The 23540-nt window shown below is 73.0% G+C and carries 23 protein-coding genes; 10 read left to right on the top strand and 13 right to left on the bottom strand.

The window, feature by feature from the left end:
• Positions 1-26 precede the first annotated feature (26 nt).
• The 4 genes from OG562_RS39210 to OG562_RS39225 form a co-directional block, all read right to left on the bottom strand.
• Entirely contained in the window at positions 27-674 is a 648-nt protein-coding gene (locus OG562_RS39210; protein ID WP_266406525.1) for a response regulator transcription factor, read from the bottom strand.
• Entirely contained in the window at positions 671-1918 is a 1248-nt protein-coding gene (locus OG562_RS39215) for a sensor histidine kinase (RefSeq protein ID WP_266406529.1), read from the bottom strand. Before OG562_RS39215 ends, OG562_RS39210 begins: the two co-directional genes overlap by 4 nt.
• A gap of 94 nt (positions 1919-2012) precedes the next feature.
• Entirely contained in the window at positions 2013-3155 is a 1143-nt protein-coding gene (locus OG562_RS39220; RefSeq protein WP_266406534.1) for an ABC transporter substrate-binding protein, read from the bottom strand.
• A 174-nt stretch (positions 3156-3329) separates the two neighbouring features.
• A complete protein-coding gene (locus tag OG562_RS39225) occupies positions 3330-4406 on the bottom strand; it encodes a helix-turn-helix domain-containing protein (protein ID WP_266406540.1) in 1077 nt (358 codons plus the stop codon).
• Positions 4407-4523: 117 nt separating this feature from the next.
• Between OG562_RS39225 and OG562_RS39230 the strand changes: the two genes are divergently transcribed.
• A complete protein-coding gene (locus tag OG562_RS39230) occupies positions 4524-5975 on the top strand; it encodes a TerD family protein (RefSeq protein WP_266406546.1) in 1452 nt (483 codons plus the stop codon).
• A 53-nt stretch (positions 5976-6028) separates the two neighbouring features.
• On the opposite strand, the gene OG562_RS39235 is transcribed toward OG562_RS39230, so the two are convergent.
• The gene (locus OG562_RS39235) at positions 6029-7009 is read right to left on the bottom strand and encodes an alpha/beta hydrolase (RefSeq protein WP_266406550.1); all 981 of its coding nucleotides are present in this window, start codon (positions 7007-7009) and stop codon (positions 6029-6031) included.
• A 247-nt stretch (positions 7010-7256) separates the two neighbouring features.
• Between OG562_RS39235 and OG562_RS39240 the strand changes: the two genes are divergently transcribed.
• On the top strand, positions 7257-8237 hold the full coding sequence (locus tag OG562_RS39240) for a TerC family protein (RefSeq protein WP_266406553.1): 981 nt from the start codon (positions 7257-7259) through the stop codon (positions 8235-8237).
• Between the two features lie 99 nt (positions 8238-8336).
• On the opposite strand, the gene OG562_RS39245 is transcribed toward OG562_RS39240, so the two are convergent.
• A complete protein-coding gene (locus tag OG562_RS39245; protein ID WP_266406558.1) occupies positions 8337-9284 on the bottom strand; it encodes an FkbM family methyltransferase in 948 nt (315 codons plus the stop codon).
• A gap of 195 nt (positions 9285-9479) precedes the next feature.
• Between OG562_RS39245 and OG562_RS39250 the strand changes: the two genes are divergently transcribed.
• On the top strand, positions 9480-10361 hold the full coding sequence (locus OG562_RS39250) for an LLM class F420-dependent oxidoreductase (RefSeq protein WP_266406560.1): 882 nt from the start codon (positions 9480-9482) through the stop codon (positions 10359-10361).
• Positions 10362-10434: 73 nt separating this feature from the next.
• On the opposite strand, the gene OG562_RS39255 is transcribed toward OG562_RS39250, so the two are convergent.
• Complete coding sequence (locus OG562_RS39255) at positions 10435-10998, bottom strand: NAD(P)H-dependent oxidoreductase (protein WP_266406562.1); 564 nt, start codon at positions 10996-10998, stop codon at positions 10435-10437.
• Positions 10999-11115: 117 nt separating this feature from the next.
• Here OG562_RS39255 and OG562_RS39260 point away from each other — a divergent pair, with 117 nt between their 5' ends.
• The 4 genes from OG562_RS39260 to OG562_RS39275 all read left to right on the top strand — a co-directional run bounded on the left by OG562_RS39260 (position 11116) and on the right by OG562_RS39275 (position 15723).
• Positions 11116-11772: a TetR/AcrR family transcriptional regulator gene (locus OG562_RS39260; protein ID WP_266406564.1), complete on the top strand. Its 657-nt coding sequence runs from the start codon at positions 11116-11118 to the stop codon at positions 11770-11772.
• Between the two features lie 163 nt (positions 11773-11935).
• The gene (locus OG562_RS39265) at positions 11936-12985 is read left to right on the top strand and encodes a LacI family DNA-binding transcriptional regulator (protein WP_266406567.1); all 1050 of its coding nucleotides are present in this window, start codon (positions 11936-11938) and stop codon (positions 12983-12985) included.
• Between the two features lie 54 nt (positions 12986-13039).
• Positions 13040-14218, top strand: coding sequence for a 4-hydroxybenzoate 3-monooxygenase (locus tag OG562_RS39270; protein WP_266406570.1), 1179 nt, complete (start codon positions 13040-13042; stop codon positions 14216-14218).
• A gap of 56 nt (positions 14219-14274) precedes the next feature.
• Positions 14275-15723, top strand: coding sequence for an aldehyde dehydrogenase family protein (locus OG562_RS39275; protein ID WP_266406571.1), 1449 nt, complete (start codon positions 14275-14277; stop codon positions 15721-15723).
• A gap of 10 nt (positions 15724-15733) precedes the next feature.
• On the opposite strand, the gene trxA is transcribed toward OG562_RS39275, so the two are convergent.
• Entirely contained in the window at positions 15734-16117 is a 384-nt protein-coding gene (trxA, locus tag OG562_RS39280; protein ID WP_266406572.1) for a thioredoxin, read from the bottom strand.
• A 121-nt stretch (positions 16118-16238) separates the two neighbouring features.
• On the opposite strand from trxA, the gene OG562_RS39285 reads away from it, so the two are divergent.
• Together OG562_RS39285 and OG562_RS39290 are read left to right on the top strand one after the other, a co-directional pair.
• Positions 16239-17690 carry an NAD(P)/FAD-dependent oxidoreductase gene (locus tag OG562_RS39285; RefSeq protein ID WP_266406573.1) on the top strand — a complete coding sequence of 484 codons (1452 nt, stop codon included), beginning with the start codon at positions 16239-16241 and terminating at the stop codon, positions 17688-17690.
• A 53-nt stretch (positions 17691-17743) separates the two neighbouring features.
• The gene (locus OG562_RS39290) at positions 17744-18109 is read left to right on the top strand and encodes a protease inhibitor I42 family protein (protein ID WP_266406575.1); all 366 of its coding nucleotides are present in this window, start codon (positions 17744-17746) and stop codon (positions 18107-18109) included.
• On the opposite strand, the gene OG562_RS39295 is transcribed toward OG562_RS39290, so the two are convergent.
• From OG562_RS39295 to OG562_RS39315, 5 genes are all read right to left on the bottom strand, one after another.
• Complete coding sequence (locus OG562_RS39295; protein WP_266406577.1) at positions 18057-18572, bottom strand: hypothetical protein; 516 nt, start codon at positions 18570-18572, stop codon at positions 18057-18059. The genes OG562_RS39290 and OG562_RS39295 overlap by 53 nt on opposite strands.
• A gap of 69 nt (positions 18573-18641) precedes the next feature.
• A complete protein-coding gene (locus OG562_RS39300; RefSeq protein WP_266406578.1) occupies positions 18642-19748 on the bottom strand; it encodes a C1 family peptidase in 1107 nt (368 codons plus the stop codon).
• A gap of 12 nt (positions 19749-19760) precedes the next feature.
• The gene (locus OG562_RS39305; protein ID WP_266406579.1) at positions 19761-20039 is read right to left on the bottom strand and encodes a carboxypeptidase regulatory-like domain-containing protein; all 279 of its coding nucleotides are present in this window, start codon (positions 20037-20039) and stop codon (positions 19761-19763) included.
• Positions 20040-20045: 6 nt separating this feature from the next.
• Entirely contained in the window at positions 20046-20978 is a 933-nt protein-coding gene (locus OG562_RS39310; RefSeq protein WP_266406581.1) for a serine protease, read from the bottom strand.
• A gap of 356 nt (positions 20979-21334) precedes the next feature.
• Entirely contained in the window at positions 21335-21982 is a 648-nt protein-coding gene (locus tag OG562_RS39315; protein ID WP_266406583.1) for a peptide deformylase, read from the bottom strand.
• A 130-nt stretch (positions 21983-22112) separates the two neighbouring features.
• Between OG562_RS39315 and OG562_RS39320 the strand changes: the two genes are divergently transcribed.
• Positions 22113-23501, top strand: a complete 1389-nt coding sequence (locus OG562_RS39320; RefSeq protein WP_266406586.1) for a PepSY domain-containing protein — start codon at positions 22113-22115, stop codon at positions 23499-23501.
• Positions 23502-23540: the final 39 nt, after the last annotated feature.

Here is a 23540-nt window from a genome sequence, read left to right on the forward strand (position 1 = left end):
ACACGGGGGTGCCCCGTACCGTCGTCTCACGCGAGGTCCAGCAGCCCCCTGCGCACCGCCTCCGACACCGCGGCCGCCCGGTTGTCCGCGCCGAGCTTGCGGTAGACGCGCACCAGGTGGGTCTTGACGGTGGCCTCGCTCAGGAACAGGGCCTCGGCGATGGCCCGGTTGCTCAGCCCCTCGGCCAGCAGCCGCACCACCTCGACCTCGCGCCCGCTCAACTCCCGCCCGGGGTCCACCACCTGGCCGACCAGCTCGCCCACCACCTCGGGGGCGAGCCCCAGCGCCCCGGCGGCCGCGCCGCGCACGGCCCGGAAGAGCTCCTGCGGCGGCCCCGCCTTCAGGACGTACCCGCGGGCTCCCGCCTCCAGGGCGCGCACCACGTCGGCCCGCCCCGAGTAGCTCGTCAGCATCACCACGGGCACCCCCGGCGCCGCCACGCCCAGCCGGCGCACCGCCTCGATCCCGTCGATGCCGGCGCCCGGCCCGGCGAACCGCAGATCCATCAGCACCACGTCCGGCGTCAGCCCGGCCGCGAGCCGCACGGCCTCCTCGCCGGTCCCCGCCTCGGCGGCCACCTCGAGATCGGGCTCGCCCTCCAACAACGCCCGCAACCCGGCCCGTACGACGGCGTGGTCGTCGGCGACCAGCAGCCGCAGCGGCACGCCGGTCACCGGGCGGCCACCTGAGCCGGGCGGGACTCCGGCAGCGCGGGGACCGTCGCCCGCACCCATGTGCCGCGCCCCGGAGCGCTGCCGACGGCGAGATCGCCCCCGCACTCCCGCAACCGCGCCCGGGCAGCGGGCAGGCCGAGCCCCCGGGTCCCACGGGGAGCGGCGCCGACCCGGTCGGGCTCGAACCCCGCCCCGTCGTCGCGCACTTCCAGTTCCACCCGGTCGGCGTGCCCGTGCAGTGTGACCAGGACGTTCACCGCGCGGGCGTGTTCGCGCACATTGGCCAGCGTGCTCTGCGCGACGCGGAACAGGGTCGCCGCCGTCTGTCCGTCCGGGGCCAGGCGGCGTACGCCCGCCGAGCGGAACCGCACGCGGGCCGCCGAGCCCTCGGCCTCGGCGCGGGCGCACAGCAGCCGCAGCGCGCCCTCCAGACCGGCCTCGTCCACGGCGGCCGGCGTCAGGTCCCGGATGATCCGGCGGGTCTCGGCGAGGTTGGCGTCCAGACCGTCGGCGACGGCCCGCACCCGGGTACGCGCCACGTCCGGACGCGCGGCCCAGTCGCGCTCGGCCGCCTGCAACAGCATGACGCCGCCCGCGAGTTCCTGGGCCAGCGTGTCGTGCAGGTCCCGGGCGATCCGGGCCCGCTCGGCCAGCACCCCGGCCTGCCGCTGCTGCCGGGCCAGGACGTCCCGGGTGCCCCGCAGCTCCTCGACGAGCCGCAGCCGTTCGGCGGCGTCGCGCTGCTGCGCGCGGTACAGGGCGACGGTGCCCCACACGGCCGCCACCGGGATCAGCACCATCTCCGGGTCGAACTGCCCGGCGCTGAGGCTGAGTCGACCGGCCAGCACGATGGTGAGCACGGCCACCGCCGCCCCGGCCGCCCGTCGGCCCAGCGCCCGTAGCGCCGCACAGGCCAGCGGCACCGCGCACCACACATAGGCGGCGGTGAGCGGCGCGGGCGCCAGGACGACGAGGACGGTCCACAGGGCCAGCAGCGCCGCGACCCACACGGGCCGGCCGATCCGCCCCAGCCGGTCCCCGGCTGCGAGACCGCCCGCGTACACCAGCGCCAGCAGCCCGCTGACCGTCACGATGTCCCAGCACAGCGCCAGCCGCAGCTGCACGAGCCGCACGAGAGCGGCGCCGACGACCAGGAAGAACGTCAGATGGGCGACGTGGGCCAACGCCGACCGGCTCCCGTGGGCGGTCCTCGCAGAGGTACGGACGGGAGCGCGGTCGGACACGGCAGATCCCCTTGGACGATGATCCGTTCGAACAGGGGAGCCGAGTCTATCCGTCGGCTGTAGGAGCTGTGTGAGAACGGGGGGACGAGTCCCGCTACGCCCCCGGGTGCAGCCCGAGCACACCCGGCGTCGGGTCGCCCTTCACCTCGCCGAAGTACAGGGCGAAGGTCTGCTTCAGGCGCTCCACCTCGGCCCGGTCGGCCATGAAGCGGGGGAACCCGTCGATGTTCGCGTTCGGGTACTCCCAGATGGGCTTCAGACCGGACCGGGGAGTGATGTCGGTGCGGACCGACCAGCCGTTGAAGGAGTTCTGCTGGGTGGCCGTGGACAGCTGCCAGTTGAGGTAGAGCTTGGCGGCGGTGGTGTTCGCGGCCGCCTTGAGGATCGCCGCGCGCTGCCCCCACGCCATGAACGGGGCGTCGTCCGATACGACCCACTTCACCGGGCCGGTCGCCACGGGTGAGCCGGAGCCGCCGACGCCGATCGGGTACTGCCCGGCGCGCACGGCGTCCCCGGGCGAGTTGCTGCCGCGCGCGAACCGCACGTCCTGCGCGGCCAGTCGGGCCACCCAGTCCCAGCCGTACCGCTGGACGTACAGCGAGTAGAGGTAGAGGACGGCGTCGTCGTCGTGCGGATACGACGACGCGATCTTCCCCTTCCACTTCGGGTCGAGCAGGTCCAGCGGGGTGCGCGGAGCGTCCGAGCCGACCGCGGCGGTGTCGTACATGAAACTGAAGCCGATCGCCGCGACCGCGACCCACGCGCCCTGCGGGTCCTTGAACCCGTCGTGGACCTTCGAGAACCCGGCCGGCTTGTACGACAGCAGACGGCCCTGGGCCTTCCAGCGGGTGAAGTCCTGGAGGGTCTGCAGCTGGACGACGTCGGGGACGAGGGTGCCGGTCGCCGCCTGGTTGTCGACGCGCACGTCGTGGTACTTGCTGTAGTCGACGATCAGGGTCAGGTCGATGTCCGGGAAACGGGCGCGGAAGGCGGCCTTGGTGCCGTCCTGCTGGGTCGGGGTGTCCCCGCCGGCGTAGATGACGAGCTTGCCCCCTTCCGCGAGCGCCGCCCGGTACAGCTCGTCGAGCGACCTGGTCTCCTCGGCGCGGGAGGCCTGCCGGGGGGACGCCGAGGCCGAGGCCGACGCGGGGGACGCGGTGACGCCGAGGGCGCCGAGACCGAGGGCGGCGCCGGCGCCGGTGGTGAGCAGACGCCGTCTGCTGGGGAAGCTGGGCATGCTGAGGAGACCTCTCTGATCTGATCTCTGAGGGGGGTGGGGACCGGGCGCCACGGTCGAACCCGATTCTGCCGCGCGGGCCCGGGCGCCCGCGTCGCCCGTCCGGACCGAGAGCCCCGCGCACGGTGGAATCCCCGTTCAACCGATCGGTTGAACCGCTCTTCGGCCGTTCCCCTACGGCCGCGCCAACCGCCGCATCGTCAGGGCCAGTTGCAGCCGCAGCCGGCCCTGGGGCGTGCGCAGCGGCCAGCCCAGCAGATGCTCGGCGTGGACCAGCCGGTCCTGGAGGGTGGAGTGGTGCACGTTGACCTCGGCGGCGGCCGCCCGCAGGCTCGCCGTGGCCGTGACGGCGTACAGGGTGGCCAGCAGCCAGGGCGCGTCCGCGGCGGCCGCCTCCACCGCGTGGACGTCCGGCGGCGGTTCGGCCCCCGGCACGACGAGGTCGGTCAGCAGCGCGACGCCGCCGAGCTCATCGGCGTGCACGACACGCGGGCCGGGGTCCTGCGCGGTGCCGTCGGCGGTGAACCGAAGCGCGGTGCGGGCGGCGCTCCACGAACGGGGCAGGTCCAGCACGGGGACGGCGGGGCCGACGCCGACGCGGCCGGTCGGCACGACGGCGGCCGGGGCGCGGGCCGGCCCGGCGGGGCCGACGCCGTACCGGCCCGGGGGCGCGACGGCGTCCTGGGTCTCCGAGGACGCGGGGGACGCGGAGGACGCGGGCAGGATCCGGGGGCGTCCGCCGGGTGTGGCCAGGGCCCGGGCCGGGGCCGCCGGGTCCAGTCCGAGCTTGCGGGCCGCGTGCAGCCGGGCCGGTTCGGGCGCGGTGGCGTCGAGGAGCGTCTCGACCAGCGCGGGATCCTCCAGCGGGGCCCGGCCGCGCGTACGGTCCAGGACGAGCCGTGCGGCGCCGGCGGCCCGCTCCAGGATCACCGCGTCGACGACGCTCGGCGTCGCCCCGGCCCGTTCCAGCCACAGCGCGGGCACGCCGTCCGGGGCCAGCGCGGCGGACGGCCAGTCGGGGTCCGGCGGCAGGTCGGTGTCCCGGCGTGTGCCGTCCGCCTCCACCCGGACCCGTACCCGCCGCTCGGCGTCGACGAGCCGCGCGGGCACCCCGGCGAGCACGGCGGCCCCGCGCACCAGCGACTCCACCCCGGCGCGCGCCTCGGCCAGCCGGTCGAAGTAGGCGATGACCTGGACGGCGGCGCCGGCGTCCGGGTCCAGCGCGGTCAGGCGCCCCGCCAGCTCTTTCATACGGCCCATCATGCGCCACGCGACCCCCGACCGGGAGAGCTCCTACGGTCACCTTCGCTCAAGACCGAGCATCCCCGGTCGGATCCGCACACCGTGTGACACAGTGGCGGGAAACCGATGGGAGATCGCGCGGGGGTGGGCGACATGCCGGAGCTCGGCAAGGGCGGGAACACGGCGCTGGGGACCGGGCCGGTGACCGTGGAACTGTTCGCCGAAGGCGATGCGGTCGACCTCAGCGCCCTTCTCGTCACCGCCGAGGGCAGGGTCGGATCCGACGACGACCTGGTCTTCTACAACCAGCCCGGCGCCGAGTCCGACGCCGTACGCCACCGCCCCGCCGACGCCGAGGGACCCGAGCGCATCGAGGTGGACCCGGCCGCCCTGTCCGCGGACGTGGACCGGGTGGTGCTGGTGGCCAGCTGCGACCCCGACGACGCCGCGCGCACCTTCCGCGAGGTGAAGAACGCCCAGGTACGAGCCGTACAGGCCGGCGCCGAGGCGGTCGTCTTCCGCCTGCCGCCCCTCACCGACGGCGAACGCGCCGTCCTGCTGAGCGAGCTGTACCGCCGGGGCGAGACCTGGAAACTGCGCGCCATCGGCCAGGGCTACGCCGACGGACTGGCCGGCCTCGCCACCGACTTCGGCATCGATGTCGCGGAAGCGGAACCAGAACCGGAAGCGGAACCGGAAGGAGAAGCAGGGGCGGGCGAGACGCCGGAGCAGCGGACGCCGACGGTACCGGGAGCCGCGCCCGTACCTCCGGCACCCGTGTCTCCCGCGCCGCCCCGGCCTCCCGTGTCGCCCCCGCCCCCGACCCCGCCCGGTCTGCTCAAGCCGCCGCTCGGCAAGGTCAGCCTCGACAAGGGCAGCCAGGTCTCCCTCAGCCTGGACAAGGCCGACCGCGCGCTGGTGGTCACGGTGTCCCTGGAGTGGGACGGCGGCAGCGACCGGCGCCGCAAGGCGGGCGCCGACCTCGACCTGTACGCCCTGTTCGTGCCCGCCGCCAAGGCGCTGCGCGGCCCGGACGTCCCCGGGACCGTCGTCAGGAAGGGGCACGTCCCGCAAGGCGAACCGCTGCGGCCCGGCGCGGAGCCGCCCGCCGTCGACGCCCCGGAGAAGGCGAAGAGGAAGCGGAGGAAGGACAACGGACAGGACGCCGTCTACTACAAGCGTCTCGGCTCCCTGACGGACCGCCCGCACATCCGCCTCGACGGCGACTCCCGCGTCCCCGGCCGCGAGGTGGTGCGGATCGCGCGCCCCGACGAGCAGGGCTACGTCCTGCTGTGCGCCTACTCGGCGGTCAGCAACGGCGCCGGGTCCTTCCACAGCTTCGGCGCGAAGGTGGTCGTGGACGACGGCCGCGGCTCCACCGTGACCGTCCCGCTCTACGACGACACGAGCACCCGGTACTGGGTGGCGATCGCGCTCGTCGACTTCACCTCCGCCGACGGAGCGGCGATCCACCACATCGAGGCCTACAGCGCCCGGATGACCGAGCGCCGGCCGGTCCTGCACGCGGACGGGACCATCGAGATGAACAAGGGGCCGGTGGAGTTCAAACGCCGCTGAGCCCCTGGCGAGGGAGCCCCCTGGCGAGGGAGCCCCCTGCGAGGGAAGGCGGCCTACTCGGCGAGCAGCCTGCGCAGCCAGTCCAGCTGGGCCGCGCCGGCCGACCGGGAGATCCGGGCCTGCGGGGCGAAGCCCTCGAAGCCGTGGAAGCCGCCGGGCCAGACGTGCAGTTCGGCCACTCCGCCCGCCTGCCAGATGCGGGAGGCGTAGGTGACGACCTCGTCCCGGAAGGTCTCCGCGGAGCCCACGTCCAGGAAGGCAGGCGGCAGCCCGGACAGGTCCTCCGCCCGGGCGGGCGCCGCGTAGGGAGAGACGTCCGGGCCGCCGCGGTCCGCGCCGAGCAGGGCGCCCCACCCGGTGTCGTTGGCCGTGCGGTCCCAGATGCCGAGGCCCGCCATCTGGTGGCTGGAGGGGGTGTCGTTGCGGTCGTCGAGCATCGGGCACATCAGCAGCTGGCCGAGGGCCTGCGGGCCCTTGCGGTCGCGCAGCAGCAGGGCGAGGGCGGCGCTGAGTCCGCCGCCCGCACTGGCCCCGGCGATCACGATCCGCTCCGGGTCCGCGCCCAGCTCCTCGGCGTGCTCCGCCGTCCACAGCAGACCGGCGTACACGTCCTCGACCGGGGCCGGGTACGGGTGTTCGGGCGCCAGCCGGTACTCCACGGAGACCACGACCAGGTCCAGTTCCTTCGCCCAGGCCAGCGCCCCGATCGTGCCGACCCGGTTGTTGCCGAGGACCATGCCGCCGCCGTGCACGTGGTAGACGACGGGGCGCGGACGGGCCGGCGCCGGAGAGGTGGGGCGGCAGATCAGCAGGGAGATGTCGGGAGCGCCCTCGGGGCCCGGCACCGTCCGGTCCTCGATCTCGAAGGCCCCGTCCAGCGTCATGTCCTGGGCGGCCGACATCGCGATGCCCGGTCCCTGGCGGACCGTCTCGATGTCCTCCGGGGTCATGGCCGGGCTGATCATGTCCTTGATCAGTTCGAGGGCGGCGGCGAGTTCGGGGTCGAAGGGCGGGGGCGGCGGGACGGTCGTCATGGCTTCTCCTCGGCGGAAACGCGGCAGCGCAGCGGCTCGTGCGGCCATGATCGGCGCATCCGGCGGCTTGGGGAGCGCCGCCGTCCGGCGGAACCTGTCCGCCATTCGGCGGGTGACGCCCGTCCCGGCCTCGCACCTTGCCTGTGCATGACCTTTTGTTCATCCATGAGGGGTGGAACGTCTCCCGCCGGTCGACAACGATGTCTAGCTCCCCCCATGGGCACCACAGGCACCAGGAGCACCACCCGTGAACGTTTCCCTGTCCGTCTGGCTGTTGACCGTGGCAGCCCTGTGCGCGCTGGTCGCCGTCGACTTCGTCATCGGCCGCAAACCCCATGACGTCTCGGTCAGGGAGGCCGGCGCCTGGACGATCGTCTGGGTCCTGCTGGCCTGTCTGTTCGGCGTCGGCCTGTACTTCCACGGCGGCGGGAAGCCGACCGGCGAGTTCTTCGCCGGGTACATCACCGAGAAGTCGCTGAGCGTGGACAACCTCTTCGTCTTCGTGCTGATCATGGGCAAGTTCGCGGTGCCCTCGCAGTACCAGCAGCGGGTGCTGATGGTGGGCGTCCTGATGGCCCTGGTGCTGCGGGCGGTCTTCATCGCCGCCGGCGCGGCGATCATCTCCACCTTCTCCTGGGTGTTCTACCTCTTCGGCGCGTTCCTGATCTGGACCGCGTGGAAGCTGGTCCAGGACGCCCGCAAGGGCGGCCACGAGGAGGAGTACGAGGAGAACAAGCTGCTGAAGTCGGTCGAGCGCCGCTTCGGCGTGGCCGACCGCTACCACGGCACGAAGCTGTGGATCGAGCAGAACGGCAAGCGGGTCATGACCCCGATGCTGGTCGTGATGCTGGCGATCGGCTCCACCGACGTGCTGTTCGCCCTCGACTCCATCCCCGCCATCTACGGGCTGACCGACGACCCGTACATCGTGTTCACCGCCAACGCCTTCGCGCTGATGGGCCTCAGGCAGCTGTACTTCCTCATCGGCGGCCTGCTGAAGAAGCTGGTCCACCTCAGCTACGGCCTGTCGATCATCCTGGGCTTCATCGGCGTCAAGCTGCTGCTGCACGCGCTGCACGAGTCCGGGGTGCACGTCCCGGAGATCAGCATCCCCTTCTCGCTGGGCTTCATCGTGCTCGTCCTGACGATCACGACCCTCACCAGCCTGCGCGCTGCGAAACGCCAGGAGGAGCAGGAGAGGGTCGTGCGGGACGGCTCCGCGGTGTAGGGGCGGCGGCGGGCCAGGGCGTACGGGGGCCGGACGCTACGGCGTGCGGGCCAGACGCTACGGCGTACTGGCCGCGCGCTACGGCGTACCGGCCGAGTTCTACGGCGTAGGGGCGGCGTCCGCGCGCATCAGCACGCAGTCGAACTCGATGACCCGCCCGGTGGTCGCCTCGCGCGTCACGGGGTACATCCCGGTGATGCCGAACCCGGCGGCCTCGTACGCGGCGACGGCCTCGCCCATGCCCGGGCTGCCCTCGTACAGCCGTAGCACGGCGACCTCGGACTGCATCCCGACGAACTCCGCGACCCGCTCCCCGGCCCCGGCGAACACCTCGAGGTCGTAGCCCTGGGTGTCCATCTTCAGGTAGGGGCGCGGGTCGTCGAGGCCCTTGAGCGCCTCGTCCATCGCCTCGTCGAGGCGGCGGATGCGGATCTCCTCGGTGTCGGACTTGGCGAACCGGCTGTAGCGGTCCCTGCCGTAGTCGCTCGCCGACAGCAGGGAGTTCATCGTCTTCCAGCCGGTGTGGATCTCGGCGGTGGTGTCCTCGCGGCCCAGCCCGCACTGGTGGACATGCCACTCGGGGTCCTTCGCGGCGGCCTTCTCCAGCCGGGCGAACGTCTCGGAGGTGGGCTCGAAGGAGACGATCCGGCCGGTGTATCCGGCCCGGCGCAGCCGCTTGGCGTACTGGCCGGTGTTGGCCCCCACGTCGAAGACGCAGTTCACGCCGTACAGCTCCAGCATGGCGGTCACATGCTGGACGCACAGGTACTCGGCGGCCGCCAGCTGCAGCTTCCGCTCGTCCTGCTCGGCCGGGTCCTCCAGGAGGAGCCGGGCGCCGGTGTCGCCGAGCGGTACGACGCTTCCCTTGGCGATCTCGGCCCGGGCCCCGTTCCTCGTCCGCCGCAGGAGCCAGGTGTCCTTGTCCACACCGGTCGCCTTGTACGGCCCGCCGCGTCGGGACACCACCGCCGATCCCGGGCCGAGGTCGGTCACCTGGACGCCGATGCGGGGCATGAGGTCGAGCAGTCGTCGATAAAGGGTCTGCATCTCTCAAGGCTTATCAGACCGGGTGGGCGGCGGTCTGCGGGTTGAACCACATTGGACTCCTCGGTTACCCACAGGAAACACAGAGGCGCCGCGACCGGTGCGCCCTTGACTTCGAGAGCGCTCCAGCGCCTAGCGTCACCGGTGCCGGCGAGGAGTGCCGGCGAGGTTCCGGGGACTCGACGGACGGAGACGGACATGCGCGTGGGCGTGCACATCAATCAGTTCGGGAACTCCGGGGGCGCGCCCGCGCTCGGGGCCGAGCTCGCCGCGGCCGGCGCCGCCGCGGAGGCGGCCGGGGTGAGCCGGCTGTCGGTGATGGACCACTACTTCCAGATGGAGTTCAACGGCGGGGCCGAGGCGCCCATGCTGGAGGCCTACACGACTCTGGCGTACCTCGCCGCGCACACCTCCACGGTCCGGCTCGGCGCGCTGGTGACCGGCGTGACCTATCGGCATCCGGGGCTGCTCGCGAAGATCGCCACCACGCTCGACGTGCTCTCCGGCGGGCGGGCCTCGCTGGGCGTCGGCGCGGCCTGGTACGACCGTGAGCACGAGGGGCTGGGCGTCGCGTTCCCGTCGACGGCCGAGCGGTTCGAGCGGCTGGAGGAGACGCTGCGGATCTGTCTGCAGATGTGGGATCCGGACCACGACGGCCCCTTCGAGGGCCGGCACTACCGGCTGGCCGAGACCCTGTGCGTCCCGGCCCCGGTGAGCGCCCCGCACCCGGAGATCCTGATCGGCGGCGGGGGCGAGCGCAAGACGCTGCGGCTGGTCGCCCGGTACGCGGACGCCTGCAACCTGTTCGCCTCCTCGCCCGAGGAGGTCCGGCACAAGCTCGACGTCCTGCGCGGGCACTGCGAGACCGAGGAACGCGACTACGACACGGTCCTGAAGACGATCACCTACTCCGGCGACGCGGCCACCGGCGGCGACCTCGACGAGCTCCTGCGCGATCTCACGGGCTACACGAAGCTCGGCATCGACACGGTGATCCTCGCGCCCCGGCTCGGCGAGACGGCCGGGTGGATCGAGCGCTTCGTCGCGCCCGCCGTCGTACGGCTCGCCGAGCTGGACTGAGCCGCGGCACGCCGAAGGGGCCGCAGCCCGTCCGCGGGCTGCGGCCCCTCCGGGACGTCGTACGGCGCCGGGGTCAGGCGGCGACGGGCTCGCCCGCGTGGCCGTGCAGACGGGCCACGACCTCGGTCAGCTGGGCGGCGACCTCGGCGTCGTCCACCGGGTGGGTCTCGGCGAAGCGCTGCACCGAGCCGGGGATCGCCAGCTTGATGTCCTCGATCACCGTGCCGCCCGCGATGCCCACGGCCTTGCGGGTCTCGTCCTGCGCCCACTCGCCGCCGAACTGGCCGAAGGCGGTGCCGACCACGGCGACGGGCTTGCCGCCGAAGGCGCCGGCGCCGTAGGGGCGGGACAGCCAGTCGATGGCGTTCTTCAGGACGCCCGAGATGGTGCCGTTGTACTCGGGCGAGAAGAGCAGGAAGGCGTCGGCGGACCGCGCGGCCTCGCGCAGCTTCGCGGCGGCGGCCGGGACCGCGCCCTCGACGTCGAGGTCCTCGTTGTAGAACGGGATGTCGGCCAGGCCCTCGAAGACGTCGACCTCGGCGCCCTCGGGGGCGAGCTTGACGGCCGCTTCGGCGAGCTGACGGTTGTGCGAACCGGCGCGAAGGCTGCCGACGAGCGCGAGGATGCGAACAGACATGGGTACTCCCAGGGGGCGGAAACACTGCCGTAATATCCGGACCGAGGTCCGTTTAATGTTCTAGCACTCTAACCGGACCGCGGTCCAGTTTCATCCCGGGTGCTTTACGCTGTGTTCATGTCCGCCGTTCTGCCGCCCTTCCGGAAGCCCGAGGAGAGCGCCGACGGGCCCGAGCTGTTGCAGCTCGGGTCGGCCGGCTCGGAGCCGTGTCTGCGGGCCGACGCGGCCCGCAACCGGGCCCGACTGCTCGACGCCGCCGCCCGGCTGATCGCCGAGCACGGCGCGGCCGGGGTGACGATGGAGGCGGTGGCGGCCGCGGCGAACGTGGGCAAGGGCACGGTGTTCCGCCGCTTCGGCGACCGCACCGGGCTGCTCACGGCGCTTCTGGACCACTCGGAGAAGAAGTTCCAGGCCGCCTTCCTGGCCGGACCCGCGCCGCTGGGGCCGGGAGCCCCGCCCGCAGAGCGGCTGCGCGCCTTCGGCCACGCCTCCCTGCGCCGCACGGTCGACGAACTCGATCTGCAGCTGGCGGCCGAGCCCGCCGCCGACCGTCGTTTCCGGGTGCCGGCCGGCCATGTCCAGCGCCGCCACGTCATGCTCCTGCTCCAGCTGGCGCTGCCCGGCGCGGACTGCGAGCTGCTCGCGCACACGCTGATGGGGTACCTCAACGCCGTACTCGTCCACCACCTCACCCGGCAGTGCGGGATGCCGCTGGAGCGGCTGGAGAACGGGTGGAACGACCTGGTCGACCGGGTGACGTCGACTCAGGGCTGAGCTCAGGGCTGTGCTCAGGGTTGCGTCGTGAACAGGTCCAGCACGGCCTGTGGGGCGTCCTCGGCGAACAGGGCGACGCCCAGTACGTCACGAACATGTTCGTTGACGGCTCATCAAGTCATACCGTCCCCCGCCTGAACCCCGGCTCACAGGTTCTGCCAAGATGCGTCACGTCATGGTGCAGATACCGAACCCGCCCGCGCCGACGAAGTCGCCGGCGCCGCGCCCCGTGCCCACGAGCGCCGACGTGGCCCGCCTGGCCGGCGTCTCGCGCGCGACCGTCTCCTACGTCCTGAACAACACCAGCGCCGTACGCATCAGCGAGCCCACCCGCCGCCGCGTCCACGAGGCCGCCAAGGAACTCGGGTACGTGCCGCACGCGGCCGCCCGCAGCCTGCGCGCCGGACACAGCCGTATGGTCCTGATGCCCGCCCCGCCCGTGCCCGCGGGCCCGCTCTACAGCCAGTTCGTGCACGACTTCCAGGGGGCGCTCAGCCGTCTCGACTACATCGTCGTCCAGTACGGCGCCAGCGGGCTGCGCGGCGACGACGCGGCCCGCGCCTGGGCCGAGCTGAGGCCGGTCGCCGTCCTGGTGCCCGGGCCCGGCCTCGGCCCGGAGGGCGTCGCCGTCCTCAAGCGCTCCGGCGCCCGGGCCGTGGTGACCCTCAGCTCCGAGAGCGTCGAGGGCGCCCACGGGCTGCTCATGGACCACGCCGGCGTCGGCAGGAGCGCCGCCGGGCATCTGTACGCCCGCGGCCGGCGCCGGATCGGCGTCGTCGTCCCCGAGGAGCGCGGCATGGAGATGTTCGCCGGGCCGCGGCTGGCCGGCGCCCGCGAGGCCCTGCACGGCACGGACGCCGCCGTCACCGAGCTGCCCCTGGCCTACACCGAGGAGTCCGCGGCCGCCCTCGCCGCCCGCTGGCCGGACCTCGGCCTGGACGCCGTCTTCGCCTACAACGACGAGTACGCCATGCTGCTGATGCGGGCCCTGCAGGACGAGGGCGTGCGGATCCCGGAGGACGTGGCCGTGATCGGCGCCGACGACCTGCTGCTCGGCCGGCTGCTGCGGCCCCGGCTCAGCACCGTCCGCATAGCGCTGCCCTCCGGCCGCGACCTCGCCGGGCTGGTCGACCGGGCGGTGCGCAACCCGGGCGGCGCACCCGAGTCGCACGAGCTGTTCGGAGCCACGGTGGTGCACCGCGACTCCAGCTGACCTACGGTCTCAGGGGAGCGGTCTCGAGGGAGCGGTCTCAGGGGAGGCGTGTCCATGCACACCACGGTCGGCATCGTCGGCGGCGGCCCCGCCGGACTGCTCCTGGCCCGGCTGCTGCACCGCGTCGGCGTCGACTGCGTGGTCCTGGAGAGCATGACCCGCGCCCATGTCGAGCGGCGGCAGCGGGCCGGGATGCTGGAACAGGGCACCGTCGAGGCCCTGCGCGCGGCCGGCGCCGCCCACCGGCTCGACGTCGAGGGCCTGGTCCACCACGGCATCGAGCTGCGCTTCGACCGCACGCGCCACCACATCGACTTCCCGGCCCTCACCGGCGGCCGCACCGTCACCGTCTACGCCCAGACGGAGATCGTGAAGGATCTGATCGCGCTCCAACTAGCCCACGGGCCACGCCTGTTGTTCGAGGCGCGGGCGCTGGCGGTCGAGCGGCCCGACAGCGGGGCGCCGGTCGTGCGGTTTCTGCGCGAGGGCCGCGAGGAGACCCTCGTGTGCGAATGGGCGGTCGGCTGCGACGGCTCCCACGGCATCGCCCGCGACGCCTTCCCGGCCGCCGCCGTGCGGACCTACACGCACGACTACCCGTACTCCTGGCTCGGCGTGCTCGCCGATGTGCCGCCCTCCTGCGACGAGTTGGTCTATGCCCGGCACGAACGCGGCTTCGCCCTGCACAGCATGCGCTCGCCGAAGGTATCCCGGCTCTACCTCCAGGTCCCCAACGGGACGAAGGCGGAGGACTGGCCGGACGACCGGGTCTGGGACGAGCTCGACGCCCGCTTCGCCGTCGACGGCGACTGGACCCTGCGCCGCGGCCCGATCACCGCCAAGTCCGTGACCCCGATGCGCAGTCAGGTCCACGAGCCGATGCGCCACGGCCGGCTGCTGCTCGCCGGGGACGCCGCCCACATCGTCCCGCCGACCGGCGCGAAGGGACTCAACCTCGCCGTCTCCGACGTCCGGATCCTCGCCGCCGGCTTCGCCGAACTGCACGCCACCGGTTCCGCCCGGATACTGGACCAGTACTCGGAACTGTCCCTTCAGCGCGTGTGGCAGGCGACCCGATTCTCCTATGACATGACTAGGATGTTGCACGCTCAACCAGACGGGGATGCGTTCGACCATCGGATGCAGCTCGCCCGGCTGCGCCGGATCACCGCATCCCGCCACGCCGCCGCCGAACTGGCGGCGAACTACACGGGACTTCCGCTCCCTCTGTGAGCCGAGCCGCGAACCGAGTCGCGGACGTCCCGCGGGTCACCGATCGGAGAGCCTTCATGCCGCTGCTCGACCCCCAGACCTGGCAGAACTCCCAGAACGTCCAGAACGGCCGGACCTCGCCGTACACCGTCACCGAACCGGCCACCGGCGACCCCCTGGGCACCGTCGTCCTGGCCGGGCCCGAGGGCGTCGCCCCGGCCGCCGAGGCCGCCCGCGCCGCGCAGACCGAGTGGGCCCGCGCCCCGCACTTCGTCCGCGCCGCAGTGCTGCGCAGGGCCGGCGACCTGTTCTCCGCCCACGCCGACGAACTGCGCGAGTGGATCGTCCGCGAGTCCGGATCCATCCCCGGCAAGGCGGACTTCGAACTGCACGTCGCCGCCCAGGAGTGCTACGAGGCCGCCGCCCTCGCCTCCCGCCCGGCCGGCCAGGTCCTGCCCAGCGAGGCACCGCGCCTGTCCTACACCAGGCGGGTGCCCGTCGGCGTGGTCGGCGTGATCGCCCCGTTCAACGCCCCGCTGATCCTGTCCATCCGCTCCGTCGCGCCCGCCCTCGCCCTCGGCAACGCGGTCGTCCTCAAGCCGGACCCGCGCACGGCCGTGTGCGGCGGACTGGCCCTGGCCGCCGTCTTCGCCGAGGCCGGTCTCCCCGAGGGCCTGCTCCAGGTGCTGCCGGGCGGCGCCGAGACGGGCGCGGCCCTGGTCGCCGACCCGCGCATCCCGGTGATCTCCTTCACCGGCTCCACCGCCGCGGGCCGCGCGGTCGGCGAGGCCGCCGGACGCCACCTCAAGCGCGCCCATCTGGAACTCGGCGGCAACTCCGCCCTGATCGTGCTGGAGGACGCCGACCTCGACGCGGTGATCTCCACGGCCGCCTGGGGCTCCTTCTTCCACCAGGGCCAGATCTGCATGACCACCGGCCGCCACCTGGTGCACGCCTCGCTCTACGAGGAGTACGTCGAGCGCCTCGCCGCCAAGGCCGACGCGCTGGCCGTCGGCGACCCGCACCGCGCCCAGGTCCACCTCGGCCCGCTCATCGACGGCGGCCAACTCGCCAAGGTGCACGGCCTGGTGGAGGCCAGCACCGCCGCGGGCGCGAAACTCGCCGCGGGCGGCACCCACGAGAACCTCTTCTACCGGCCGACGGTCCTCGCCGCCGTCGACGACACCACCCCCGCCTACGCCGAGGAGGTCTTCGGCCCGGTCGCCCCCGTACGGTCCTTCACCACCGTCGACGAGGCGGCCGCCCTGGCCGCGCACAGCACCTACGGCCTCTCCCTGGGCATCGTCACCCGCGACCCCGCCCGCGGCCTGGACCTCGCCGAACGCATCCCCACCGGCATCGTGCACATCAACGACCAGACGGTGAACGACGAGGCCGTCGCCCCCTTCGGCGGCGTCGCCGCCTCCGGCACCGGCGCCCGCTTCGGCGGCGAGGCCAACCTGGAGGCCTTCACCGACGTGCGCTGGACGACGGTACGGGGCGACGTGGCGTCGTACCCGTTCTAGGAGGCCGGGATCACTCGGCCTGGGCGGCCTGGGACTGCTGCTCCTCGACCGACTTGCGGACCTCGTCCATGTCCAGCTTGCGCGCCTGCTCGATGACGTCCGTCAGGGCGGCCTCGGGCAGGGCGCCCGGCTGCGCGAACACGGCGACCCGGTCACGGACGATCATCAGCGTCGGGATCGACTGGATGCCGAAGGCCGCGGCCAGCTCCGGCTGCGCCTCGGTGTCCACCTTGCCGAACACCAGGTCCGGGTTGGCCTCGGCGGCCTTGTCGTAGACCGGTGCGAACTGACGGCACGGGCCGCACCAGGACGCCCAGAAGTCGATCAGGACGAAGTCGTTGTCCGTGACCGTCTGGTCGAAGTTCTCCTTGGTGAGCTCCACGGTGCTGCTCATGACCTGAATCCCTCTTCCCTGTGTGGGGGTGAAACCGTCCGGCACAACACGGCTGCCCGGACACGTATTCCGCGCCCCTACCCGTGTGGCCTCCCCGCACACCACCCACCAGACTGACCCCATGACGGAAACGGAATCGACGCCAGTGAACAACCTTGAACACCTTGAGTACGACGTGGTGGTGCTCGGGGCCGGACCCGTGGGGGAGAACGTCGCCGACCGCACCCGCGCGGCCGGTCTCACCACCGCGGTCGTGGAGAGCGAACTGGTCGGCGGCGAGTGCTCCTACTGGGCCTGCATGCCCAGCAAGGCCCTGCTGCGCCCGGTCATCGCCCGCGCCGACGCCCGCCGCGTGCCCGGCCTGAGCCAGGCGGTCCAGGGTCCCCTCGACGCGGCCGCGGTCTTCGCCCACCGCAACTACTACACCTCCGACTGGCACGACGAGGGTGCGGCCCAGTGGCTGGAGACCATCGACGCCGACCTCTTCCGCGGCCACGGCCGGCTGGCGGGCCCGCGCACGGTGACCGTGGGCGACAAGACCCTCACCGCCCGGCACGCCGTCGCCGTCTGCACCGGCACCCGCGCCGTCCTGCCCGACCTGCCGGGCCTCGCCGCCGTCGGGCCCTGGACCAGCCGCGAGGCCACCAGCGCCCAGAAGGTCCCCGGCCGGCTGGTCGTGGTCGGCGGCGGAGTCGTCGCGGCCGAGATGGCCACCCTCTACCAGGCCCTCGGCGCACAGGTCACCCTCCTCGTGCGGGGCAAGGGCCTGCTGCCCCGCATGGAGTCCTTCGCCGGCGAACTGGTCGCCGAAGCCCTCACGGAGGCCGGGGCCGACGTCCGCACCGGCGCCTCCGTCGCGTCGGTGACCCGCGAGAACGGCACGGTCGTCGTGGTCACGGCCGTAGGCGAGCGGATAGAGGCCGACGAGATCCTCTTCGCCACCGGACGAGCCCCGCGCACCGATGACATCGGCCTCGACACGATCGGCCTGGAGCCCGGCTCCTGGCTGACGGTCGACGACAGCCTGCGCGTCACCGGCCACGACTGGCTCTACGCGGTCGGCGACGCCAACCACCGCGCCCTCCTCACCCACCAGGGCAAGTACCAGGCCCGCATCGCCGGCGCCGCGATCGCCGCCCGGGCCGCGGGCGGCGCCAGCCCGGACGACGGCCCGGACACCGGCCCCTGGGGCGCGTACTCCGCCACAGCCGACCACCACGCCGTCCCCCAGGTCGTCTTCACCGACCCCGAGGCGGCCGCGGTCGGCCTCTCCCTGGCGGAGGCGCAGCAGTCCCGCCGCCGCGTCCGCGCCGTCGACGTCGACATGTCCTCCGTCGCCGGCGCCGGCCTCTACGCCGACGGCTACCGCGGCCGCGCCCGCATGGTCGTCGACCTGGACCGCGAGACCCTCCTCGGCGTCACCTTCGTCGGACCCGGCGTCGGCGAACTGATCCACTCCGCGACCGTCGCCGTCGCGGGCGAGGTCCCGATCGGCAGGCTGTGGCACGCCGTGCCGTCGTACCCGACGATCAGCGAGGTGTGGCTGCGGCTGCTGGAGGCGTACCGCGGATAGCGGGGGACGGCGCCGGACGGCGCCGGACACGGCCGACGGGAAGAGGTGCCGGGATGAGCGAGGTGCGCGTGTCGCCGAGGGACCTCGGAGCCCCCGGGGGCTCCGAGGTCCAGGTGTCGCTCGGCGACGAGGTCGTCGTGGACCTGCCGGAGAACGCCGGCACGGGCTACCTGTGGTCGGTCCGGCGCGTCGAGGGCGGCCTCGAGGTGACCGGCAGCGCGTACGAGCCTCCCGGGCGGCCGCTGCCCGGGGCCGGCGGCAGACGGGTCGTGCGCGTGCGGCCCACCGAGGTGGGGGAAGGGCTGGTGCACCTCGTCCTGAAACGGCCCTGGGAGGACGAGGTGCGGGACCGGCTCAGCCTCCGGGTCACCACAGGTAGATCTCGTGCACCATCCCGTCCGCCTCCTCGCGGAAGGTGATCGGCCGCCCCGTCTGCCGGGCCTGGGACGCCAGCGCGGCCAGCGCCGTGAAGGCGGCGTCGGAACCGTTGTGGATCTTCTTCCAGGCGCCGCCCTTGACGTGCAGGTGGGCGTTGCGGGGCTGGTCCATGCACCACAGGGCGTCGACCATGACGTTCTGGGTCCAGACGCCCGTGGCGGATCCGCCGGCCTCGACGGTGCGCATGGCCTGCTCGGTCGCCCGGGCGTCGGGGTGCACCAGCGGCCGGGCCTCGCCGGCGACCGTCTCCTCGAACCGGGCCGCCATGGCGTCGGTCCTCGGCCTGCCGAACCCGGTGACCGGGATCGCCGACATGCCCACCTCCACGCCCGGCGGCGGCATGACCGGCCTGCCCGCACCGCCGTCCAGGGCGGCCGTCGTGTCGTATCCGGTGCGCGCCCCCGCGGAGGGCGCCTCCCGTGTGCGCATCTGCTGCGGACTCATCGTGGATCACTCCTGCCGTCGGGTGCCGTCTCGTCGCTCATCGGGGTCTCACCAGGCGTACGTCGGGTCTCACCAGGCGTACATCTGTCGGACGCTGCCGGCGTCCTCGAACAGGCCCACCTTGGCGCCGGCCGCCTTGGACGCGGCGAGTTCGGCGAGCATCGTCGCGTCGGTCGCGGCCGCGTCGCCGCCGAGGCTCAGCCAGCCGCGCAGTTCCCCGTAGGCCCATACGTTGGCCTCGGCCTCGTTGCTCCACAGCCCGAGGATGCGCTGGTCCTCGAGCCAGGCGCGCAGGCTGACGCCCTGGACGCCGCAGGTGTGCCAGCTCTCGATGCCGCACTCGCCGTAGCCCATGCGGAAGAAGCCGTGCTCGCCCCAGTCGGTGCCCCAGCTGTTCTTGGCGATCCAGCAGGACTGCGCGTCGTCGTAGCCGACCAGACAGACGCAGTGACCGCCGGCGAGCTGGTCGGACTGCGGCCGGTAGACGCCGCCCCCGTAGCTGAAGAAGTCCTGGTAGACGAAGAAGCAGGCGACGGCCGAGCCGTAGGCGGCGATGCCGCGTTTGATGGCGGCGGGATCGTTGGTGTCGTTCGTCCAGTTCACCACGTTGGCGCGGCGGTTGGGCCAGTCCGGGTTGAGCTTGGCGCTGTCCTGGTTCCTCGGCGTGTAGGGGAAGTAGTCGTCGAAGGCGATGCCCGAGTCGCGGGCCTTCTCCAGCAGCGGTTCCGGGAGCCAGCCGGTGTCGCAGGTGGCTCCGGCCTCCCTGCCGTACCCGAAGAACGCGTGGGCCTCGGAGAAGTCGGCCGGGAGGTGGGGCGCACGGTCGACGTAGCGGGCCACGTGCTCCATCGTCGCGACCGTGCCGAACGCGACACAGGACCCGCAGTCCTTCTGGTCCTTGACGGGGGTCGTGTAGTCCAGGCCCCCGATGTCGCGCAGGTCGAACGCCGACGGCAGGTCCGTCGCCGCCGCGGCCTCCTGGGCGGCGATCAGGTGCTGGTCCCGAGAGGCCATGATCTCGGCGTGCTCGGCCTCGTCGACCGGCACGCCGAGTCGGTTGACGCGCTCCTGCTCGGTCAGTCGCGTCATGGCGTTGCCGGTCGAACGCCAGGGGTTGCCGGCCTGTTCCAGAGTCGCTCTGAGCTCTGCCAGATCGATCGGTTCGTTCACGGGCATGGCGAACGCCTTTCACACTCGGGGGACGCGCAGCAGCAGACGGGCCGGGTCGGCGCCGTGCGCGGTGACGCTCGTCTCCGCGAACCTGCCGTCCGACGTCCTGCACTGCACGAGGTAGACGCCGTCGCTGCGGACGGAGAGCGCGAAACTCCCGTCGGCGGCGGACAGCACCGCGATGTCGGGATACGGCTCGGGTCCGCCGGCGAGGTACACGGTGGCGTCCGCGACGGGAGCGCCGGTCGTGTCCTGCACGACTCCGGTGACGAGCCGCGTCGACTCGGGGTGGGGCACCGGCCCTCACGCGGTCCAGGACAGCAGGTTGTCGTAGACGGGGCCGGTGATCCTGGTCCCGGAGTTGGTGGTCGCGCCGCCGTAGGCGTGGACCGCGATGCCGTACCGGCCGCCGTTGACGATGCGGTACACGGCGCTGCCGCTCTGGCCGCCCGCGGTGTCGATGTCGTAGTACACCTTCAGCGGGTTCACCGAGCTGATGGAGCGGCCGTCGTACCACTGGGTCCCCGGGGGCTTGTCGCCCGGGTATCCGGAGATGTTGCCGACCGACTTGAGCAGGTCCGCGTCCGGCCACGCACCGAACCCGAACCAGCCGGTGGTGGAGCCCAGTTCCGTGGGGATGATGATGGTGCCGTAGTCGTAGTTCTCGTCGCCGGAGTCGGTCCAGCCGCGTACCGAGCGGAAGTTGGTGCTGGTGACGGAACCGAAGGGCAGCGCCGTGCCGTTGCGGCCGGGCATGACCTGGATGCTCTTGACCCAGCCGTCCTGTCCGGGCACACCGCTGTTCTTGATGTGCACGACGTGTCCGGCCGTCGCCAGCGTGTGCGGCCCGATGAACCAGCCGGTGCCGATCCAGCGGGAGCCGTCCGCGGCGGTGATCAGCAGCGAGGCGTGCGCCCGCCACGGGTAGATCGAGGTGTCCATGATCTGGGCGCGGTCGTCCGGCCCGTGAACGGTCTCGGCCACCGGATGCGCCGGGCCGAACGACGCCTCGCCGATGTCCCGCAGCGCGGCGGTGGGCGCCGTCCACAGGTCGGGCGGCAGCGTGTCGTACTCGGGGCGTCGATAGCCCTCCACCTGTTCCAGACCGCTCGAACCCGGTTGGGCGGCGGTTCCCTGCACGCCCTCCGACGGGGGGCGGAAGAGCGGCTGTTCGGCGGCCAGCGCCGACAGCTCTTCGGGCTGGTTCGATACGGGCGTGTGTTGATCGCGCGTCATGTCCATGGGTCCTTCCGGTCGGAGGCCTGTGCTCCCTGCGGGAAGCGCGGAGGGACGGGGAGGGGCCGACGGGGCCGACGAAGCCGGCAGGGCTGACCGGACGGTCAGGATCAGGAACGGGGATCAGGAACGGGGATCAGGAACCAGGATCAGGAGCGCCTGCTGTGGCGCTGCTTCGGCACACACGGGGCCCGAACTCCCTCATCAGCCACGATAGGCCCATTCGGGTGATCTGGCATCAGCGGCCGAAACCAGCCGAAACCGGGGGAGTCGGGGGACCGGGGAAACTGGGGAAGTGGGCGAACTGGGGGAAGTGGGGAATCGAGGGAACTGAGGGAGCCGGCGGAGCCGGGCGGTCAGCCGGGCAGCTCGAAGCCCAGCTCCCGCGCGGCCCGCGCCGGCGTCGGGGCCGCCCAGCGCTCCAGCACGGCCTGGTTGGCGGCGAGCGAGCGCAGCTCGGCCCGGTCGAGGTAGAGCGCGCCGTCGAGGTGGTCCGTCTCGTGCTGGACGATCCGCGCGGGCCAGCCGGCGAACACCTCGTCCAGCGCCCGGCCGTGCTCGTCCTCGCCGGTCAGCCGCACCTCGGCGGGCCGGGACACCACGGCCTGATAGCCGGGCACGCTCAGACAGCCCTCGAAGAACGCGGCGCGCACCTCGCCGACCGGCTCGTACGACGGGTTGACCAGGACCCGGAACGGCTGGGGCGTCCGGCCGCGGGCCAGCCGCACCTCCTCCGGCACCGGCGCCGGGTCCTCGATGACTGCGATCCGCAGCTCCACGCCGACCTGCGGTGCGGCGAGGCCGACGCCCGGCGCCGCGTGCATCGTGACGCGCAGGGCCTCGACGAAGCGGGCCAGCAGAGCGGGGGCTAGCTGTCCGTCGTAGCGCTCGGTTCCGGTGCGCAGGACTGGGTCGCCGGCCGCGACGATGGGCAACGGGCCGCCGGGGGCGAGGAGTTCCTCGATGCGCTCGGCAAGGGGCGCGCGGGGACTGGGAGATGCCATCGGGCCAGCATGCCATGGCGGCCCATGTGATGCAGGTCACTTGAGGTGGCGGGAACTCGGCCGGGTCCCGCCCCGACTACTGGAGCGTCACGGCTGAAAAGCGTCCCCCTGACCCCGGAGAAGCCCGCCGATGTCCACCGCTCCCCCGACCCTCACGGACGAGGCCCCGCAAGCGGCCCCCGCGCCGAAGTCCCCCGGCCCGTGGGCCCCGTTGCGCCCCCTGGTTCTGCGTCTGCACTTCTACGCCGGTCTGCTCGTCGCCCCGTTCCTGCTGGTCGCAGCCGTCACCGGGTTCCTGTACGCCGGCGCGTTCCAGGCCGAGAAGCTCGTGTACTCCCATGAGCTGACCGTCCCGGTGGGCGACACGAAGCTGCCCGTCTCCGAGCAGGTGGACGCCGCCCGCAAGGCCCACCCCGAGGGCACGGTCGCCGCCGTACGGCCCGCCCCGGAGGCCGACGCCACGACCCGGGTGATGCTGTCCGGCGTCGAGGGCGTCGACCCCGCCCACACCCTCGCCGTGTTCGTCGACCCCTACACCGGCGAGGTGCGCGGCGCCCTGGAGCAGTACGGCTCGACCGGGGCGCTGCGGCTGCGCACCTGGATCGACGAGTTCCACCGCGACCTGCACCTCGGCGAGAACGGCCGCCTCTACAGCGAGTTCGCCGCGAGCTGGCTGTGGGTGATCGCGGGCGGCGGTCTGGTGCTGTGGTTCTCCCGCCGGCGCGCCCTGCGCAAGGTGCGGGGCGCCAGCGGACGGCGCCGCACGCTCGGGCTGCACGGCACGGTCGGGGTGTGGACGGCCGTCGGCTTCATCTTCCTGTCCGCGACCGGGCTGACCTGGTCGACGTACGCGGGCGCCAACATCGACGAACTGCGCACCTCCCTCGGCCAGGCCACCCCGTCGGTCTCGGCGGCGGCGAGCGGCGGCGAGCACGCCGGACACGACACGGCCGCCGGCTCCGGAGGGGACGCCGAACACGGCGTCGGCCTCGACAAGATCCTGGCCGCCGCGCGCGCCGAGGGCCTCGGCGACCCGGTCGAGATCGTCCCGCCCGCGGACGCCTCCTCCGCCTACGTCGTCAAGCAGGTGCAGCGCAGCTGGCCCGAGAAGCAGGACGCGGTCGCGGTCGACCCGACCACCGGCGAGGTCACCGACGTACTGCGGTTCGCCGACTACCCGCTGCTCGCCAAGCTGACCCGCTGGGGCATCGACCTGCACACCGGCGTCCTGTTCGGCCTGGTCAACCAGCTCGCGCTCATGCTGCTCGCGCTGGCCCTGATCCTGCTGATCGTGTGGGGCTACCGCATGTGGTGGCAGCGCGGCCGCGGCAACGCCTTCGGCCGCCCCATCCCGCGCGGCGCCTGGGCACAGGTCCCGCCGTACGTCCTGGTCCCGCTGATGGCCGCGATCGCCGTCCTCGGCTACTTCGTTCCGCTCCTGGGCATCCCGCTCGCCGGGTTCCTGGTGGCGGACGTGGTGCTGGGCGAGATCGCGCACCGGCGCAAGGCGTCCGTCTGACGGTCCGATGGTCAGACGGTCGGACGGTCTGCGTGCACG

Origin of the sequence: Streptomyces sp. NBC_01275 (assembly GCF_026340655.1) — a bacterium.
Lineage (GTDB): Bacteria > Actinomycetota > Actinomycetes > Streptomycetales > Streptomycetaceae > Streptomyces.

Bases quoted from the DNA above. Each gene is read 5' to 3' on its own strand.
- trxA (WP_266406572.1), bottom strand. From the start codon at position 16,117: ATGAGCAGCACCGTGGAGCTCACCAAGGAGAACTTCGACCAGACGGTC.
- OG562_RS39260 (WP_266406564.1), top strand. From the start codon at position 11,116: ATGTCCGCCGTTCTGCCGCCCTTCCGGAAGCCCGAGGAGAGCGCCGAC.
- OG562_RS39235 (WP_266406550.1), bottom strand. From the start codon at position 7,009: ATGACGACCGTCCCGCCGCCCCCGCCCTTCGACCCCGAACTCGCCGCC.
- OG562_RS39300 (WP_266406578.1), bottom strand. From the start codon at position 19,748: ATGCCCGTGAACGAACCGATCGATCTGGCAGAGCTCAGAGCGACTCTG.
- OG562_RS39230 (WP_266406546.1), top strand. From the start codon at position 4,524: ATGGGAGATCGCGCGGGGGTGGGCGACATGCCGGAGCTCGGCAAGGGC.
- OG562_RS39255 (WP_266406562.1), bottom strand. From the start codon at position 10,998: ATGTCTGTTCGCATCCTCGCGCTCGTCGGCAGCCTTCGCGCCGGTTCG.
- OG562_RS39295 (WP_266406577.1), bottom strand. From the start codon at position 18,572: ATGAGTCCGCAGCAGATGCGCACACGGGAGGCGCCCTCCGCGGGGGCG.
- OG562_RS39285 (WP_266406573.1), top strand. From the start codon at position 16,239: ATGACGGAAACGGAATCGACGCCAGTGAACAACCTTGAACACCTTGAG.
- OG562_RS39275 (WP_266406571.1), top strand. From the start codon at position 14,275: ATGCCGCTGCTCGACCCCCAGACCTGGCAGAACTCCCAGAACGTCCAG.
- OG562_RS39315 (WP_266406583.1), bottom strand. From the start codon at position 21,982: ATGGCATCTCCCAGTCCCCGCGCGCCCCTTGCCGAGCGCATCGAGGAA.
- OG562_RS39245 (WP_266406558.1), bottom strand. From the start codon at position 9,284: ATGCAGACCCTTTATCGACGACTGCTCGACCTCATGCCCCGCATCGGC.
- OG562_RS39220 (WP_266406534.1), bottom strand. From the start codon at position 3,155: ATGCCCAGCTTCCCCAGCAGACGGCGTCTGCTCACCACCGGCGCCGGC.
- OG562_RS39250 (WP_266406560.1), top strand. From the start codon at position 9,480: ATGCGCGTGGGCGTGCACATCAATCAGTTCGGGAACTCCGGGGGCGCG.
- OG562_RS39265 (WP_266406567.1), top strand. From the start codon at position 11,936: ATGCGTCACGTCATGGTGCAGATACCGAACCCGCCCGCGCCGACGAAG.
- OG562_RS39310 (WP_266406581.1), bottom strand. From the start codon at position 20,978: ATGACGCGCGATCAACACACGCCCGTATCGAACCAGCCCGAAGAGCTG.
- OG562_RS39270 (WP_266406570.1), top strand. From the start codon at position 13,040: ATGCACACCACGGTCGGCATCGTCGGCGGCGGCCCCGCCGGACTGCTC.
- OG562_RS39290 (WP_266406575.1), top strand. From the start codon at position 17,744: ATGAGCGAGGTGCGCGTGTCGCCGAGGGACCTCGGAGCCCCCGGGGGC.
- OG562_RS39225 (WP_266406540.1), bottom strand. From the start codon at position 4,406: ATGAAAGAGCTGGCGGGGCGCCTGACCGCGCTGGACCCGGACGCCGGC.
- OG562_RS39320 (WP_266406586.1), top strand. From the start codon at position 22,113: ATGTCCACCGCTCCCCCGACCCTCACGGACGAGGCCCCGCAAGCGGCC.